This window comes from Bradyrhizobium glycinis (assembly GCF_016031655.1).
Lineage (GTDB): Bacteria > Pseudomonadota > Alphaproteobacteria > Rhizobiales > Xanthobacteraceae > Bradyrhizobium > Bradyrhizobium glycinis.
In genome coordinates this window covers 33518-51811 of the sequence record NZ_JACCHQ010000034.1, presented here as the reverse complement: position 1 = coordinate 51811, position 18294 = coordinate 33518, and the positions used below count along the sequence as shown (strand labels likewise).

The window sequence follows — 18294 nt, the reverse complement described above, 5'->3', positions numbered from 1 at the left end:
CATTCACTTGTATATCTCGCACTTGACAGCATTCGCTAGATCGAGGCTCGAAGCTACGCAAATAGCGCGCCGAACGGCTAGGCGCAGCTATCTCCAAATCCGCTGCCACGTCCTCGCTTCCAGTCCAAGGCGGAGCAAAGGTGGAGCGTGGACCTTGGCGCCCCGCACTTGACGCCATTTGGCTCGACAGAACGCACTCCTGCCAACGCTCGATGATCATCGAAATCGAGCGAGCGGTGCATGACGACGCAGCCACACGCCTGAGGCATTCACGGCAAAAGGGAAACGGCTGCCGTGGGTTGGTGCGAAGAGTTCTGCGACGGGGCTGGCGGAGGTGCTGGGAAAATCTCTACGAAGCGACGTTCCAACAGGTGAATGATTATGGAGCGAACGAACGACAAACGCCCCTGTGCCGATTTTGGGCCGGATCCGAGCCGCTCTATTCGCACAAATCGCGGTAAACTGCGCAGCGATTTTGGCAAGGACGTTTAGCCAAATGCATTCAAGGACGATTACGGCCTCGATTCGTCAACCATCCCGAACTTGGACCTCTAGCAGGCTACGGCCGATAGGACGACATCGCATGACAAGACCTTTGATGTCGACCGTTCAAGCAGAAGGCGCCAATTACAAGAGACGACGCGCGTTCAGCCGCCCTTAAGTCGAGGTATGAGAATAACGTTAGCGCCTAGCGGATTATTGGGCGTCACTTCCCTCATGCCTGCAGCCAACTGTGCCATGTACGGGTGACCATGGATGTAAATATCTGTCATAGGCTGGTACGGCTTCGGGATGGCATCTACGCTATTCAGCGCGCCGAGCAGGACGTCTGGAGCCGCTTGAGGACCGTGATTCCAGCCCAAGCCTACGATGTGGGTGAAATCCTCATTTAATTTCCTGGCCCGTACACCGAATGCTGGGAATGTCAATTGCCGCGGCGGGTCAAAATGGCTTCCGCCTCCGGCCAATTTCCCCTCGGCCTTTCTTTTGGAACGGCTGGACTCCCCCACATCTCGCGGGCTCTGTCTTGCGAGTTTCTCGGCCCAACTTTTCTCCAGCTCGGAGATAAAGTGCGCCAACCATTTCTGAATGGGATACGCTCGAAGCTTCGCCATCATCTTCTCCCAGCGGCAGATGCGCTCGGGCAGTGACATTGAAAGTGCGGTCGAAATCTTCTCTGCTATGTCTTCGATGTCGTTGGGATCGATGAGCAGCGCCCCGTCGAGTTCCTTGGCCGCGCCGACAAGTTTCGACAAAACGAGCACGCCGGGGTTGCTGGGGTCTTGCGCAGCAACATATTCTTTCGCTACAAGATTCATCCCATCACGCAACGATGTTACCACGCCGACGCGTGCGGCGCGGTACAGACCCGCGAGCACCGGCTGACTCTGAGGCCTCGTTTCGTGACGGATCGGCTCCCAGCCATCCGAGCCATGGTGAACATTTACATAGTCGACAAGAGCCGCAACTTCCTGCTGATAGTCATCGTAGCTCTTGATGCCGGATCGCGAGAAGGTCGCAATCTGCAAAAGGCAGATGCTGCGCGGGTCTTTGTTCAAAACGTTATTGATAGCCCGAACGCGATTGTCGATACCCTTGGTGTAGTCGAGCCGGTCGACGCCGATGGCAAGCTTCTCACGATCGAGACCTTCCAGTAGCGACGAGACATCGGCATTCGAACTCGCGTCTGCAGCATATTGTGCAAATTTTTCTGTATCTATGCCGATCGGAAATACTTGGCATCTTGTGATGCCATCACGGTGTGAAATCACAACACTGTCTTCGCTGGGTATGAGGTCGAGATCGGCACGAACGCAGGCAAGGAAATTCTGCCGGTCCTCATCGGTCTGAAAGCCCACCAAATCATACGCAAGCATCGATTCAGTAAGTTCGCGACGATGCGGTCCCAGCTGCACGTCGGGCGCCGGCCATGGCGTGTGGAGGAAGAAGCCGATAGGTCGGTCGACGCCCCGATCACGCATCTCGGCGCCGAGCGTGAGGAAATGATAATCATGCACCCAGAACGCGCCCCCGTCTGTGTAATCAAGCAGCGCGTCCGCCATGAGAGCGTTGATTTTGCGATAGCTAATATAATCACCTGCCGCAGAGGAGACCCACTCCGTCAGCGAATGTAACGCCGGCCATAGTTCCGAATTCGAAAAGCCCTCGTAATAGCGGCGATAATCCTCGGCAGGCAGATCCACCCTCACGAGCTTGCCTCGGCCGAGCGCCACGACGGGCAATTCAACCTCCAACGGCCGCCTCGGCCCCACCCAAATTGCGCCGGATTGTTGCATCACGGGAACCAGCGCGGCCTCGAGCCCCCCTGTCCTTGGTTCAAGGGCGTTGCTGCCGGGAACCCGGTTCGCGACCACGACGAGCTTCACGAGCCATCCTTTCCCATCTGGATCTGCGTTTGCCGGATGTTCGATCAATTTGCCACGGCTGATCGCTGGCTTTTACGGCCTGACACCCGCCCTCCTTCGACGATTTCATGCGGGCTCGTAGGCTGCTAAGAATATAGCGCGCAGCTTCGAATAACGGGCCGTACCACGTAGGCCTTCCGCGCAGAACGTGATCATTCCGGCGCCGCGTGCGCCAACGGCTTCATCCGCGGAGGCGATTTCGCAATCGTACCAAGCATCGGTTTGTGCTGACAGAACGGCCTGTACTTTTCGGCGAGGCGCACTCTGATCCCTATCTGGCGCTCGAGCAGCCTTGCGGGCCGATGATTCCTCAGGAGCAAATCCCGGCTACCTCGACCATCAAACCGTCGATGTGCGGAGCGACCACTTATGTAACGCGGTGCTGAATGGCTGCCTACCTAAGTTGGTATGTGGCACAAAGACGCGATTGGATGTTGGGGCCGAAAGTTCGTCACGATCCAGAAATATTGGTACGAAACCAACATCGCCTCGGCCGGCCTCATGCCCATTCTTGTAAAGCCCCGCACACTGGGTCTGTTAACCAAATGCGAGCGTCGTCCTCCAGGGGCGAGCCTCATCATTTCGGTCTTCGCGATGTTCGACCTCTCCAACCCGGGCGCCGATCGTCTGCAGAGCGAGCAGGAGCTTTGGGTGATGGCCGCGAAGGAGCTTCCGCCCGGCACCCCTCTCGACATTGGTATGCCCAAGCCGCAAGCCGAGCTGCTTATCAGCGGACATGCGGCGGCGCCTGAGGGACGGACGACCGAGCGGATGATGTTGGGCTGGGCACTCGGACCGATCCAGAAGCACCTTTTGGTGACGGGCGACCGCTATTGGCAGACCACCATCAACGGCTGGCGACCGACTGACGCGCGACCATTCCAGCAAATGCCGCTCACTCACCAACGCGCATTTGGCGGGCCTGGCTGCGCAGCGAACCGGTTCGGGGCCGGGCATGAGGCTCTCCGGCGCAGCATGGCCGGCGAGCTGGTGGCCCTACCCAATATAGAATGCCCCGAGCACGCTATTCAGTTCATCGAGGCGATCGCACCACCCGCAACCTTCGGACCAATGGGACTTGATAACATTGAGCGCCTGCGGTACGCGGGCACCTATGATGCAACGTGGCTGCAATCAGTTGCCCCTGCTCTGGCGAGCGATTCCGATCCGCGACTTTTTCTGCTCGCCCCGCCAGACCAGCGCTTGAGCGGCTTCATCTGCGGCGGAGAACCCTACGCGCTGCAGAACTTCTCCGCCGAACATCCGTTGATCGAAGGCCGCCTGCCGACCTTTCGCGTGCGCTGCTTCATCGGCTGGAACGATGCGGGGCGCGGCGTCACAGAACTTCAGACCCGCATAGATACTCTGTGGCTGTTCGCAGGAGCCCGCCGCGGCGTCATGATCTACCGCGCAGCAATTGCCGTGCAGGAATTGGACGGCAGCGACGTTAGCGACATTATGGTCGCTTACGAACAACGACACGAACCGGCGCGGCCGTTCGATCATTATCTGAATGTTCGGCGGCTGCGGCTAGATCCAGAGAGCGCTCCACGCTATCCCTTTTTGGAAGGTCAACTTGCACCTGAGATTTCGACTGCCGAACGCGAACGTCGTACAGCTCGGCGTCGGCATCTTGCCCAACAGCGCGCAACGGAACAGCTGGCCTCCATGCGCTGGGCGCTCGATCAGGAGTTCGCACGTATCGAGCTCCCGCCTTCGCTGCGTCCGACTATCGAGATACCCTCGATCGAACCATCGAGCATTCCCGCACTGTTGCCGGAGGAACTCGAGAGCGGCGAGATCGAATTGTCCGAGATCCTCGACGCGCTGGAGACGGTCCGGGCAAAAGCAGAATCTGATGTCGATAGGCTTGAGGCCCAATATCGACCGATACGTGCAGCCTATGAAAAGGTTGCTAGCGGAAGCGCCGCGCCGAGCGATATTGACGCCGTGCTTGCCGCAATCTCGTCTACGGATGCCGCGCAGTCGATGGAGGCAAGCATTGACCAGGTCTCATCATTCTCTGAGCTGCCGGATACTGATCCGGGACTCATAAAGGATATCGAAGACAAGCTTGCTCGGGCGAAAGACTGGCGCGGTGCTGTTCTTGGCACGGCAACGCAACCGCTCGACGAGGAAAAACAATTCGAACTTGCGCATGCTCGTTTCTTTGACTTGGCGGCGGGACGTCCGCTCGAGCCGATACGCAACGCGATATCGGACGATGCCTTTTTGCTTCCCGATATCCCTGAGCCGGACCTGCCGGAAAACTCGCGGAGCGGCACGCCAGAGGCTCTGCCGCGCCTAACCATTGACGAGATACTGGCGCAGATCGAGGCCTCCGATCCACCGCCTGACGCCGCCAACCGAGCGCGTACGGCCCTCACCGATGCTGAAGCGGCGCTCAGAAGGGTCCGTCCTGGATTACTGTCCGATGATCGCGCACCGTTTGAGGCATCGAGTGCAACCCGTCAAGCGGTAAACAGGAACGAGCCCGGAGTAGGGATCGCCGCAGCGAAGACAGAGACTGCAAAAGCGGTGACTGTCCTACGGACCGAGATCGATAGAGCGGAAGGCCAGTTGGCAGCCGGCATGGCCGCCGCGAGGCTTGCCTCACCCAAGCCGCTCAACCCCGAAGCGAGGCTGGCACCGTCTGTCGCACGCGCGCTAGGCGATCTGGTGGAAGAGGAGTTCCGACGCGGCGGCCAGCTTGCTGGTCGAGATCTCGCCGGCGCCGACCTCTCTGGGCGACGGTTCGCGAACGCGGACTTCTCCGGCGCTTTTCTTGAAGGCGCGAAGCTGAACGGGACGAACCTGGCCGGTGCGAAGCTGATGAAAGCCGCACTGACCGGCGCAACGCTCATCAACGCTGATCTAAGCGCGACTGATCTCACCGAAGCCAATCTCGGTGAAGCCGACTGCCGCGGAACGCGTTTCGCGGGCAGCCAGCTTGTGCGCACCAATCTTCTCGGCTCACGCATGGTGGGCGCATGCTTCGACCAAGCGTATCTTGGCGAGCTCCAGGTTTTGCAGGTACCGATGATCGGGGCGACTCTCCGCTCTGCGCAAATACGTGAATGCCTCTTCATCAAAGCCGTCCTCGATAACACCGATTGGGGGGACGCTGTCCTCGAGCGCGGACAATTCATGGATCTGTCGTTATCTTTCGCGAATTTTGCTGGGGCGCGACTTGAGCAAACCTGCTTTCTCAAGGTGACAGCGGCCCTACTCGATTTGTCGGGCGCGCAACTTGACCAAGTCAGCTTTATCGGCGATGTCGATCTGCACGACGCTCGATTCGGCCGCAGCAGCGCCGAGGCGCTTTCCTTCCAGACGGCCGACCTCAGCGGTGCCGACTTCACCATGGCTCGACTGAATGGGGCTTATTTCGGCAAGTCGACCCTCGCGCGCACCACCTTCCGAATGACATCGCTGAAACGCGCGGTCTTCACGGGCAACGATCTGCGCGGCAGCGACTTTTATGCGGCCAACCTGCTTGAGGCGCATCTCAACGAGGCTAACCTGGAAGGCGCGAGCCTGCGCCATGCAAATCTCTATGGCGCAGACCTGATGGATGCTTCCTTAGTCGCGGCCGATTTGAGCAACGCAAATATCGACCGCACCGTGCTGATGGTCCCCCGTTATGTCAATTGATCTCTTATTGCAGTCGATCGACCATCAGTTCCCCGTACGCGAAGCTAACCTCAATGGCGAAACGCTATCTGGACTACGCCTTAACGATGGCATTGTACTGAGTTCCTCTTTTCGCGCTAGCCAGTTCACGCGTGCCCGCCTGACCAGCATGACTTTTCAGGAATGCGATTTCAGCGGCGCTTCCTTCGCCGATGCTTCCGTCGACAAATGTACATTTGTCGATTGCCGGGCTAGCGGATCAGACTGGCGGCGGGCCCGCTTGAGCCAGTCCGCGTTCATGACATCAGATTTCAGCCATAGCGACTTCGGCGAGTCGCGATTGAACCAGACGACAGTGATGCGTTGCGTGTTGGCCCATACGATCCTGAGAAAGGCCAGCCTATCTCAAAGCGCGCTCATGGGTTGTGACCTCGACAATGTCGTGCTCGACAACGCCAAGCTGACGAACGCCGCCATAACGCAGGCCGATTTGCGGACTGCACAGCTCAAGGGACTGAGCTGCGACACTATCCATTTCTCCGAATGCGATCTGTCGGAACGGGATCTCTCCGGGTTGATGCTCGCGCGAGCAAACCTGAGCGGAGCCAAGCTGAAAGGCACAAACCTGTCCGGAACAGACCTGTCCGGCTCCGTGTTGACAGGCGCGAGCCTCGTGGGTGCCGATCTCTCCGGCGCGAGGGCCCCGAACACACTGTTCGTCAGGGCTGACCTGCAAGCCGCCAGGCTGCGCAATGCCAATTTGACGCAATGCATCTTCGTAGAAGCGCGCCTCGATGGCTGCGATCTGTCCGGCACTCAGTTGGGAACAGCCGTATTCACACGTGCATCGGCCAGGGGGGCCTCGTTTGCCGGCTCCGACTTATCCTATGCGCTGATGCACCACGCTATGGTCGATGGCAGCGACTTTTCCGGCACGCGATTTCTGCGCACTGACTTTCACTGCGCGTCGACCGAATGCAGCCGGTTCGTGAACCAGCATGGTATCTTAAACACTGTGCCGGAACGCGCCGTCGCCGAGCTCTATGACCCAAGCCGGGTCATCCCTCTCTAGGAAGTGAGCTAAACAAATGACGTTTGTCAATTCAAGTGGCCCGATGTCGGCGCAGGATCAAGCGTTTCCCGACGTCTGCAACACACCAGTCGGACTCGGCGTAGTGCCTATACCCTATTCAAACGTCGCTATGAACACGACGGCTATTCCTACACAGTCTCGGTGCCTCATCATGTGTATGCCTGCACACAACATGACGACCGATCGCGCCATATCGATTGGTGATAGCGCAGGTGTGGCCCTCGGCGTCATCTCTGGCCTTGTTATGGGTCCAGGCCGCGCCAAAGCGGGATCTGACAATTTGTCAATCGGCGGGTCACCGGCAACCAAAATGGGGATGCCGACGAAGCAGAATGGCACCAACCCGAACGCGTTCGGACTTTCGATATCGCCCTCTCAAACCCGTTTAACGGCCCAGCGCTAATGTGCCGACGGCCATCCGATTAGGGTATCCGCTATGCCAAACGCCTATACGCGACTATTCGTTCCAGACAGCCTGGCTTCTCCCCTGACGAAGTCAACTTATCTGCGCCTCGGATCTTATTCGGACGAGGAAGAAAAACTTGTCACTGGTCTCGCAACGACTGTTGGCGAAACTCCAGCTGCGGTCAACAAACATGAAAGCGACAATGCTGGCTTACTTGCCTTCACCAACAAGGACTTCCAGGCCAATATCGAAGGCGCCGCGCTGCTCAAAATCGGTCGCGGCCAGACCACGGAGGTCACGAACGGCAACTCCCAACATCAGGTCTCTAAAGGTACCTATGAGATCTCCGCCGAGAATGGCGTGTCAATCAGTGCTGGCGCTAACGGGACGCCGGCGGACATCATCCTGACAGCCTCAAACCGAGTCAAGCTCATCAATAACGGCGACAAGCTGGAGACGACCGTTGGCAACTCGGAAAAACAGACGATGGGCGACACCAAGGAATTGTTTCAAGGCACTAAATTCACCTGCATGAGAGGCGCAGCTACCACGCTGACGATGGCCAGGAACGTAAGCATGTTCTTTGGAGAAGCGTTCACGTTCAAGATTGCGCGAGAATGTTCAGTCAATCTCAGTGATATGAACTCTATGACGATCGGCAACAAACTTGACGTTGTCGAAGGACACGACGTCAAGCAAGTGATTGGAAGCTCGACCAAGTGTGTTTTTGGACCTGATTTCAAGTCGGCTGACAGCGATACCAAGATTCTTAGGAAAAGCGATTTCAAGCTCGCTCCCGAAGATTTCAAGTCGGTCGGTCGCGACATGAAATTCTGCAAGACCAGCGTATTAAACACGGACGAAGAATTGAGAAAGGGACAGTCGAACGTGGAAGAGTACAAGCTCGTGACCCGAAAAGCTGAAATCACATCCAGTTCCGGCAATGAGGAAGTCATACAAAAAAATTCGGTAAATTTCATGTAGCGATCTGGAGAATAAGGATGACGATGCCGATCCGTACCACAAGCACCGACATCTTGGCGATTGCCGAACGCGCGCTTGAGCCTGGGCATCACACGGCGCGTGTCGTGTCGATCAGCGAAGATGGCTCTACGATCGAGGTCGAGGTCGCTGGCGCCCGTCACACGGCGACGGTCGCCGTTGGCTGCCTTGTCCGACCTATGCCACAAGACGTAATTCTGCTCTTCACTAACGTGGAGCAAGTCTTCATCCTCGCTGTGCTGGAGCGGGCGGCTCCCAATGGGGGCATGGTTGGCCTGCCCGGGGGGCGCAATATGTCCATTGAGGGCGAGACCATTACGATCGCCGCGCGCCAGCGTCTGTCCTTGCGTGCCGATAGTATCGATCTGCAGACTAAGCTGCTCTCTGTGCTTGCAGACAAAGGCACTTGGATCGGCAAGCTCTACACATTGATCGCGGACCGTGTCCGATGCTCAGCGCGGCTCCAGGAAGCGAGTGCCGAGCAACTTACGGTCAAAGCGGTCGAGCGTGTTGCGGTGATCGAGCGTATCGACACATTGCAGACCGAGACCCAGACCATTAGAGTCACCGGCATTGCCTCCGAGATGGCGCACACCAAGGTGATTGCCGTGAGCGAGGACCTCCGCCTCGATGGTAAGCGCGTCACGGTTGCATAGCACAGATGCTGTTCACTGGGATGCCGGCTCCGACCCGGCAGGAGAGGGTTAGAACGGCCCAGGAGTTTATATTGGCCGGCCGTCTCGAGGAGGCGGAGGCTCTTCTGGAGGAGGTCGCCACCACAACCGATCCCGATACGCTCAATGCGAGGGCCACGCTGGCACTTGCGCGCCGCCGAATCGAGTTTGCCTTTGACATGCTGTCTGAAGCTGCGACCATCTACCCCGAACACGCCGGCCTCGCCACCAATCTCGGCATAGCCCATGGATTGCTCGGCCGCACTGAGGCGGCGGTGATTTGCCTCGGACGCGCGGCGGCTCTCGCACCGCGCAACGAGGAAATCAAGCTGGCGCTCGCTCAAACATTGCTGAGCCGTGGCGAGGTTGAGGAAGCCCGTGCGATGACGGAGACCGTCGTCCACCACGAGCCCAGGAATGCGCGTGCGCTCCTTCAACTTGGCGCCATCGAGTTCACCTTAGGCCACACCTCGGCGGCTGAGACCACCCTGCTTCGTGCGCTGGAGATTGCTCCGGACGATCCCGACGCGTTGGGCAATTTATCGGTGCTCAACCTTGAACGCGGGTGCCTCGACGAGGCGCTCAGCCTTGCCGCTCGCGCGCATTTGCGCGCCCCGCTCGATACAGCTAGGCTATTGCATCTGGCTTATTGCCACGCCGCAATTGGACTCTGGCCGCAAGCGGAGGCCACCTGCCAGAAGCTGCTTGCCTATGCGCCCGCTCATGTTGGTGCGCGAGAAATCTTGGCCCGTGTTGCAATTGCCAAAGGTGAGGAGGACCACGGTATTGCGCAACTGACGGAATTCGTGCGCGCTCACAAATCGGATCCTACAGCTGCGCTGGCTTTGGCTCGTGTCCTACAGCTCGTTGGCCGGCTCGACGAATCCCTCGCACTTGTCGGTCACGTAGTGCACACGCGACCTGAGAATGATGCAGCGAAGTCTCTGCAGGCGGCCCTTGAACTGACGCTCGGTCAGTTCCCGAGGCCCGAGCCGTCCGCCTCGGCACCTGTGAGGCAGATAGTCGTGCCGCCGACGATGGGCGCCCTTGAGTTCATCGCACTCGCTCGTCTCTTACTTCGGCTGCCGAGCCCGCAAGATGTGCATGTGGTCGCGCATCCACGGTATCAAGGTATTCTTGCCAACCTCGCCGAGCAGGTGATTTTGGACGAACCGAGGCCAGCGGTCTCGGCTATTCCGCTACAAACATTATTGCGCGTTTTGCCGATCGACGCCCGCAACATTGCCGATGGCATTCCCTACCTCCGGCCCGAGGCCGAACTGTTCTCCAAATGGCGGAATGCATTGGCGGCGTTTGCAAGGCCTCTGGTGGGCATCGTGTGGGAGGGTGGCGCGCTCGGCCTATCGATGGAGCAAGTCGCGGCTGCGATTCCAACCTTCGTCACGCCGGTCAGTTTGATGAGCGGCGCGCAACGGCATAATATGAAGCGATGGACTCGTCCGATCGATGCTGGCGTGCACATCGAGAACCCTGCCGAGATGATCGCGGCGATCGGCAATCTCGACGCGGTGGTCGGGCCGGACAGCTTCGTCGTCCATATCGCGGGAGCGCTCGGCGTTTCCGGCGTGGTTTTCGTGCCGCGCGGTTATCCCTGGTATTGGGCTCAGGCTGACGGAAAGCCACTGTGGTATCCTTCATTCAAAGTTGTCGTACAGGAACGGTTCGGGCATTGGCACGGCGCGATCGACGAAGGTCGGCGCCAGCTCGAGATCCTGCTGCGCAAACAACTGATTGACTAAGCACAGCATCGGGGAGCCCAAGTCGCTGATTGCTCAAGCTGCAATTGGTGCTTCCCATGAGAACGGCAAAAAAAGGTAAGACGAACCGAGCTGGCGGGAAACAGCGGCCCATGAGCCGCCGTGGCTGGATCTTTCATTGCTGTCCCTGACCACCTTGTCCACCGCTCTCCCGGCGGGGCTCCAACACCTCACATCGACGGCAATCAGCTGACGAGCGTGCCGGATATCCCTCCTAGCGGTCTGCAAACCCTCCACGCAAGAAACAATTGGCTCGCCAACCTGCCATCAATCTCCCGGTCAGCGTCGAATGCCTTCGCGCCAGCGGAAACCGGCTGACCAGCCTGCCCACCAACCTCCCAGCCGGACTCCGTCAACTGCACGTCGACAACAATCGGTTAACCTGCCTTCCCGAGACCCTGCTAACCCAGCTCGGCTCCGGCTGCCTCGTTGATCCGGACGATAACCCGCTGCCTGCGCGGGTGCGGACCAACCTGACGGCGGCAACGAAGTCTGAGGGTTTTGCTGGACCGAACGTGTTCTTCTCGGATCCCGACGAAACAGCATAAGATCGCGCGCGGCCCCTCGCCGAGGCAGCGCGGATTGCCGTCAAAGACAAGAATCCAACCAGCACACAACGAAAGACATTGTCACCTTATCTCATCAAGATCGCTAGGCTCGGCGGCTATCTCGCCCGCGCCAACGATCCGCCACCGGGGGATCTGATCATGTGGCGCGGATTATCGCGCTTCATCGATATCGCAACGGGAGCGAAACTCTGACTCAAAAATGTGGGTAATCGTAAGAAGCGACCAACGTGTACATACGTTGCCGCCCGGTAGTCGATCGTCGTTACGAACAGGCTATTACCGCAGGTCCGGATTGGATTGGGGGGACGCTCATTGAGGCGCCGAGTGTCAGAATCGGCAGCCTGATACGACGTGTATTACTCCCTTGCCTTCGTCTGAGCCAGTCTGAGCCGTTCGTTACTGGTGAAGCCCTTCTTCCCGTCGTGCAGTGATGTCGTAGAAAGGAAGAAGTTGTTTCCGACCTCATAATGGGGGTAGCCCGCGCCCACCAGATACAATACGTATTTCAATGCGCGCGCAACGTTTTGCCCGTCTCCGCACCCGCCTTTCCCTCCTCCTTCATTGTTTGTTTCCCTCCCAAGCTGCCTCACCACAGAGCTCCTCCCGTCTGGAGTTGCTACATTCCGGCCACGGACCGCAGCAAGTAAATGCAGCTCTGCATGGAGCGCAGTCATCGAACTCCGGGCCTCGGCCCGTCCGCCGACTATTTGCCAAACCTGGGAGCGAAGCGCAGCAAGTGAATGGTCCGCTGGGTGGGGCTCTCTGAGGACGCTTGCCTCAGCCTGCCCGCCAACGATCGCCAAACCCGGGAACGTAGAGCAGCAAGGGAATTGCCCATTTCGTGGAGCGCTGGCATCGAGCTAAGCTGTCAGGCAGTCTACGAACGACCGCCGGCTGGGTGGCGAACATCGTCCGCGCTGGATATCCCCAATTCACAATTCATGCTCGTCAATCACATCCATGATGCAGGATCAACAGCCCGATTGCGGCCCCTCTTGGCGCGCGCGGACATTTCGGTCCGAACACGCCCGACTCAATGCATCTCGAGATCCTTAATCATGACCACTTCGAGGCCAGCGGACGCGTCGACGTGCGTAATATATCCTCGTTGCCCGCTCGGCACCTCGGACTAAGTCATCGTCCTTGGCTTTGCAAAACGTGACGGTGAGCTACCATTTATCCTCGCCGCTGGTGCTGCAGGGAACGTGCTCCCATTTCACTTCCTTGTAGGTGAATGACCAGTCTTCCATGTTTTGAAAGAAGTTGTTCTGCGGACTGATCGTCAGCGGGACATAAGCTTTGCCCTCGACTAACGTCGCATTCTTCCAGGTTATTCTAAAGAAGTTCTGCGGCTGCGGCATGCCCCCGGGGTCAGTGCGATAGAATTCGCAAACCACATCTTCGAGCACCTCGTTCGTTGCCAGCGCCTGCCAAAGCAACGGCGAGGCACGATCGAAGAACTTGGTGAAGAGCACCGGCTGGTGGTTGCGAGCGCCGGTGGCGACCCCGCTCGTCGCATCGCGTGGAACGATGATGCCGCCGGTGAAGGCGACCACGGTGATCTTCCCTTGCTTACCCGAGTCACCCTTGGCGACCTGCCCGATGCTCTCCGGCTTGGAGGCATCCTTGGAGATCTCACCTTGCTTCTTTCCCTTTATTTTCAAGTAGGCTTCGAGAGACACTTTCCTCTCCTGTTTTTTGACGCACGCCGGCACGCACCGGCGCGATGGATATCGCAAAATCCATGCCACGAGCGGTGCGCCATCCGCTACCAAATATCGCGAGCCTTCCCGATCTGACGGCGCAGCGCTGTCCAGACACCGGCAACATCGAGCGACGACATCGTCGCGATCATGACAACGAGCTGTCAGGGCGTAACCGGGCCGACCTGCTTCAGGTTACACGAGACATCGAGAAATGCACGCGTGGTGACGTCGAGGACAGCCCGCCCAGTTACACCGTAACCCGTGCTGTTATCCAACACGACCCTGCCTTTCAGCGCGTAGACGAGCACCGCGCGAGGTCCGCGTTGTTCCTGCCCGAGGCAATGCGTAGACAATTTGAGGCGCAATTCTCGCCCATCACGAAGCTGTTGCGACCGAATGCCATCAGCCGATGGCGGCGGTATGTTGATCGACGCTGCCGGCAAGATAGTTGCGCGTATCGTATTGGTGACCGCTTCCAATAGCGGATCGATCTCATGAGTTGCTGGACGCCAGGCGGTCACAGCGCGCCAGAAGGCATCGCAGGACCGTCGAAGATTTCGATCGAGGCACCTGATTGCGATTTGAGGCGATTGAACAAGTGCGTGTCTGAGGTCACTCCTCCCTTCATATCCGGATTGTGTATCGCACCGATTACAACTGGCCGGTCGATGTCTCCATTCAAGTAGCCGACCAGAACTTCCGTTCCTGGCACCAACGGGCAATGCAAACCCGTTTGATTCGGACCTACATAAGGCTCGAGCTTGCGCACGTAGTCGCTGCCGGCGCCTTTTGCCAGTTCCTCGGCGAATATGAACTGCAGTCTGTAGCGTCCCTGGTCGTCAATCTCGGCCCGCCCATTCCAGGCTTCTCCATCGACCGTCGCGCTGTGGAGGCCCACGCCCAGAGGCACGGGCGTCATCGCAACCGGTCGAAAAGGTACGTCCGAGCGGATGCAATGGAGCATATTCTGGTACGCTCGCCCATTTTGCGTGGATGCATGGAACCCAGTCGGGGCCGGGCAATAGGCCGAGTGATCCGCTGCGATAACGAGATACTTGCCGTCGAAGCGGGGATGGCCTTCGAGTTCGAAGATGACGCCAGCTCGTAGCTCCGGCGCGTCGGTGTGAGCGATGTACATTGTCTGGCCGGCGCAGATCTGTTCCGCCCGAATGCGGGCTAGCGCGGTCGCTTCGGCTTCGTCCGCAAAATGCCCCCCGAAGCGCGAGGCGATACCCACGAAGCCGCTGCCTTGCCCGACCTGCTGATCGACTGAGATGACGGAAGGCACCGATTCATTGTAATCGCGGAGCGCGACCCTCTTTGTTGAGAGAACCCGGCGCTGCCGGAACGAGCGAACGGCGCTTTCGTCAACGCTTCGGGGGGCCTGCCGTTCGTGCGGGCGCGCGTAAAGAATCTTCGACTTATCGCCGAACTTGACGTTAGGAAAGGCCAGATTTTTATCGCCAAAAACGACAGTTTCACCGTCGTCTTCTTGCTTGAAGAAGTAGAAAACTCCATTCCGTTCGCAAAGGCGCGAGATGAACGTCAGATCACTTTCGTTGTATTGCACAATGAACTTTCGCTTCGGATAGCGATCAAGGTTGTATTCGCTGGGAATTGGAATGCTCATTTTGGCCAACTGCGATTTGATTATGTCGTCGACTCCCATCGGTTGATCAGGGCCATAAATGCGGCTTGCAACCGAGAGTTCGGCGACCGCAAAGCGCGGTCGCAGGACAAACTGGAGCACCCGCAGGTCGGTCGCCGTAGGGTCGAGTTCCTCGATTTGGGCGCATAGGCCCGATGCAAGCCATCGCCCACATGCGGTTCTGACAGACAGCGCGGCGCGCTCGCCTATCAGAGAGCTGGTATCGACATCGCTCGAGGTCGTCGCGTAAATGACGTAGCTAAACGGCAAGGAGATACACTCTGTGCCCTCGAACCCTTGGACGTTGAGCTCAATGCTGCGCTTGCTGTGAATTTCTAATTCAATGCTGAGATTGGATTCATTGGTCATCGGCGCACCAAACAACTGCGGCAGAGCTAACGACGCTTGTCACAGTGCCGCCGACCAAGGGGCAAACACCTAGTGCAAACGAATCTCGCGGTCCCGACCCGTTTTACGAGGGCGGTAAGCGCCGACAGCAGAGTCGGACTCCAGATGATCGAGGCGCAAGGCGAACTCGTCGATAGGCTCGATACAGTAGCGTCGATGCCTGAAGCGATCCCGCCGCTTCGCTTGCGAAATGGTAGGGGGCCAGCCAGCCCGGCGTCAGTTTCTCGTCGCCATGAATGGGATATCGCGATCGGCTGGCGCGGCATGGTGCACGTCCCAACCGTTGATCTGGCGCCCTTGATTGTGATGAGTTCATCGCTTCTCCAATGCTCCGCGCGCAAGACGGATCCTGCGGTGAGCCTTGCCTTCACAAGAGACCGACGGCCGGATGGTGCATTTCGAATTGGCTGCGGCACTAGCATTGGCCACGTTTGTCGCACCATTGTCCTGAGCCCAATCGACTGCCGATGCACCTGTTGCTTGTGGTCTCAGGCATGGCGGGGATATGTCGGGTTTCCTTCGCGAAACGATGCGCGCGGGTTTAAGGGAAAGCGAACGTCATTCCCAACGGTTCGTGTAGTCTGCGCATCGGTGTTTCTGCATCTCAAGAGCAACAGTTGTGCCAATGGCAGCGCTGCTGATAGGTTTGAAGGCGGTTTGCCAATTAGTGTTGTCAAGCTGACAGAGGCGGCGCGTTTGTCAGATACCCCACAAAGTTAAGCTGGCCCGAACCCTGAACTCCTTTTGCCGCATCACGTGATTTGTCGATTGGGAAGGATCGATACTTTTGAATGGCCGACCTTCAGATGGACGGCCCGAGTTGATCGGCAGACGACGTACGGCCCTGGAAGATAAGGCTTTATCGGGTGCTGAGCTACCGGATTGGAAATAGCACTTCGGGTCTTAGAATCGTCCGACAGAAGGGCCTGTCGATAATATCATAATCGAACAGACGCTGCAGGCCGGTCTGCTTCAGTTCCCGGCACCGCGTTCGAGTGGATATCTTTGCCCGCTTAAGCATCTCAAAAGGCACGAGGTGCCTTACGCTGGTAAGAGGGAAGCATTATGTCAGTTCAGGCGCGGCCGAAGTTCTGGCCCCTGTTTTCGAACCACTTTGGCTGCAGGGCCGCGATTACTCTGAAGCTATCGAGGACGCGGACATTACGAGGCGATAGGACGACCACGGAGTTTGGTCCGAGCCGGACAAAGGAAAAGGATCCAAGCGGCTTGTCATGGTCGGCAGGTGAGCCGCCCGCGTGAGCCTCTCGTCTCTCCGGATTGACTGCAGCCGACCGTCTCGCTCTTGCTCCCATGAGGTTGCCTTCTATTGACCCCCAGAACGAACATCAAGAAGCCCAGATGATTGTGTTCGTCAGAGTTCTCGTAGTCATCGCGGCAATATATGGAGCTACCTAACGAGCAAGTATAGGCTGCGGCAAAAGTGATCGCGACAAATCGCGCCGCTTTTCATTTTTTAAAGCTCGGGCCCAACCGAATTCACGTAACATCGCGCTTCGGATCGAGCGAGCATGCCTCAACCCTGCAATTGCAGTTTTTGCCGGAGATTCGCGTGAGTGACAGCAGCACCGACTCCAATCAGTGGCCGCGCCCCTATCCGGTGGACACGCAACTCTATGACGACTTCTGGAACTGGCTGGCTGCGAAGCTTCCGCGGCGCCGCTCCCACGGTGCCGCCGTGGCCGCAGGCGACATATACGACTTCCTTGCGTGGATCCGCGAGACCAACAGACCGCCAATCGCCGACCGGATTGCGCATTCGTCGTTCGACGCCGACCTGCAAGCCTATGCAACTGACCATATAGGGCCCGATGTATCGATGATGGTTGGGTTTCGTGCCCGCCTGCTGAACTTGCGAGATATGCTTCGGGACCTGCAATTTGAGAACTGGGCTCGTGAAAGGAACTTGATGTTTCAGGCCTTTGAGGAAGCCAGGCCATCGTCACCGGGCAGCGGTAGCAGCGGTGTGACGCATGCGAGCGACAGCAGCAGCTCGAGTCGGGGACCCGGCCCTTATGATGTGGATTTGCGGTGCTACGAGGACTTTTGGAATTGGCTTACCGAGAAACTCCCGAACAGCCGCGCCCGCAGCGCCAATCATGCCGCAGACGATATGAGGGATTTCCTCAGCTGGATCCGCGAGACCAACAGACCTCCAATGGCTCCCCGCATTGCGTTGCCGTCGTTGGATACGGACATACAGGACTATGTGCGCGCCTACATAGGGAGCGACGCACCCACCATTGCTGGGTTTCGTAACCGTCTGCTGAATTTGCGAGATATGCTTCGGGATTTCCACCGGAAAATCCAACCCGAGAACCATGCACCCGCAAGGGAGGCGACGTTCCGGCGCTTCGAAATCGGCGGCCCGTCGTCAGTACCGGCCGCACCAATAATGCCGTCTGATGGACCGATCCTTGTAGCCGACGCAAGGGATAACCCGGCACAGCGTGACTTCGGAGCGTATGTCCTACCGGGTTGGAGGGGTGGCGTTGCCCCGGATTCGCTGATCGCCGAATTGCGAGAAAGCGGCCTCCTTCCGGCGTGGTTGCGACCACAAAGTGTGCTTATCAATGGTATGCGCTATGCTGCGCTATTGTGGCCAGGTCGGGCGCCCGTAACTCCAAATAATCCGCAAGGCGAAAACTATGTTCTCACGCCTGGATACGGGCAATTAGGGCTGCAACCTCACCCTGGAGACCAAATTGGGCCATTGCCCGATATCGGAGAGAGTGTCGGCCGTGACTGGGTCCACGGCCCGCGCGTGGCCGACGGCTTGCTGATCAGCATACTCGGGGCGTTCGGACTTCTGCCGACCCGCCAGATCCCAATGACACAGTTCTACATCCACCGCGAGCGATACACAGCCGAATCGGGACCAGATGGCCGCATCCTTGTCGTCCATCGCCTCCGAGCTCCCTAAAGAACGCTTT

At 58.3% G+C, this 18294-nt stretch carries 11 protein-coding genes and 1 pseudogene; 9 read left to right on the top strand and 3 right to left on the bottom strand.

Annotated features, from left to right (window positions below):
- Positions 1 to 1013: 1013 nt before the first annotated feature.
- Positions 1014 to 2387, bottom strand: a pseudogene (locus HZZ16_RS32670) (alpha,alpha-trehalose-phosphate synthase (UDP-forming)); the annotation flags it as partial.
- A 447-nt stretch (positions 2388 to 2834) separates the two neighbouring features.
- On the opposite strand from HZZ16_RS32670, the gene HZZ16_RS32665 reads away from it, so the two are divergent.
- The 8 genes from HZZ16_RS32665 (at position 2835) to HZZ16_RS38030 (ending at position 11773) form a co-directional block, all read left to right on the top strand.
- Positions 2835 to 6080 carry a DUF2169 family type VI secretion system accessory protein gene (locus HZZ16_RS32665; RefSeq protein ID WP_197954398.1) on the top strand — a complete coding sequence of 1082 codons (3246 nt, stop codon included), beginning with the start codon at positions 2835 to 2837 and terminating at the stop codon, positions 6078 to 6080.
- Positions 6070 to 7131: a pentapeptide repeat-containing protein gene (locus HZZ16_RS32660; protein WP_197954397.1), complete on the top strand. Its 1062-nt coding sequence runs from the start codon at positions 6070 to 6072 to the stop codon at positions 7129 to 7131. Before HZZ16_RS32665 ends, HZZ16_RS32660 begins: the two co-directional genes overlap by 11 nt.
- 16 nt (positions 7132 to 7147) lie before the next feature.
- Positions 7148 to 7555, top strand: a complete 408-nt coding sequence (locus HZZ16_RS38480) for a DUF4150 domain-containing protein (RefSeq protein ID WP_197954395.1) — start codon at positions 7148 to 7150, stop codon at positions 7553 to 7555.
- Positions 7556 to 7588: 33 nt separating this feature from the next.
- Positions 7589 to 8542, top strand: coding sequence for a hypothetical protein (locus tag HZZ16_RS32650; protein WP_197954393.1), 954 nt, complete (start codon positions 7589 to 7591; stop codon positions 8540 to 8542).
- 17 nt (positions 8543 to 8559) lie between these two features.
- On the top strand, positions 8560 to 9216 hold the full coding sequence (locus tag HZZ16_RS32645) for a DUF3540 domain-containing protein (RefSeq protein ID WP_197954392.1): 657 nt from the start codon (positions 8560 to 8562) through the stop codon (positions 9214 to 9216).
- Between the two features lie 71 nt (positions 9217 to 9287).
- A complete protein-coding gene (locus HZZ16_RS32640; protein WP_197954391.1) occupies positions 9288 to 10994 on the top strand; it encodes a tetratricopeptide repeat protein in 1707 nt (568 codons plus the stop codon).
- A 266-nt stretch (positions 10995 to 11260) separates the two neighbouring features.
- Positions 11261 to 11560: a hypothetical protein gene (locus HZZ16_RS38035; protein WP_197954390.1), complete on the top strand. Its 300-nt coding sequence runs from the start codon at positions 11261 to 11263 to the stop codon at positions 11558 to 11560.
- A gap of 78 nt (positions 11561 to 11638) precedes the next feature.
- The gene (locus HZZ16_RS38030; protein ID WP_283815891.1) at positions 11639 to 11773 is read left to right on the top strand and encodes a hypothetical protein; all 135 of its coding nucleotides are present in this window, start codon (positions 11639 to 11641) and stop codon (positions 11771 to 11773) included.
- 977 nt (positions 11774 to 12750) lie between these two features.
- Here HZZ16_RS38030 and HZZ16_RS32625 read toward each other — a convergent pair.
- The gene (locus HZZ16_RS32625; RefSeq protein ID WP_197954389.1) at positions 12751 to 13263 is read right to left on the bottom strand and encodes an Hcp family type VI secretion system effector; all 513 of its coding nucleotides are present in this window, start codon (positions 13261 to 13263) and stop codon (positions 12751 to 12753) included.
- 541 nt (positions 13264 to 13804) lie between these two features.
- Positions 13805 to 15304 (bottom strand): type VI secretion system Vgr family protein, encoded by a 1500-nt coding sequence (locus HZZ16_RS32620; RefSeq protein WP_197954388.1) that lies wholly within the window; start codon positions 15302 to 15304, stop codon positions 13805 to 13807.
- A gap of 1480 nt (positions 15305 to 16784) precedes the next feature.
- Between HZZ16_RS32620 and HZZ16_RS32615 the strand changes: the two genes are divergently transcribed.
- The gene (locus tag HZZ16_RS32615; RefSeq protein ID WP_197954387.1) at positions 16785 to 18284 is read left to right on the top strand and encodes a hypothetical protein; all 1500 of its coding nucleotides are present in this window, start codon (positions 16785 to 16787) and stop codon (positions 18282 to 18284) included.
- The last annotated feature ends 10 nt before the right edge of the window (positions 18285 to 18294 follow it).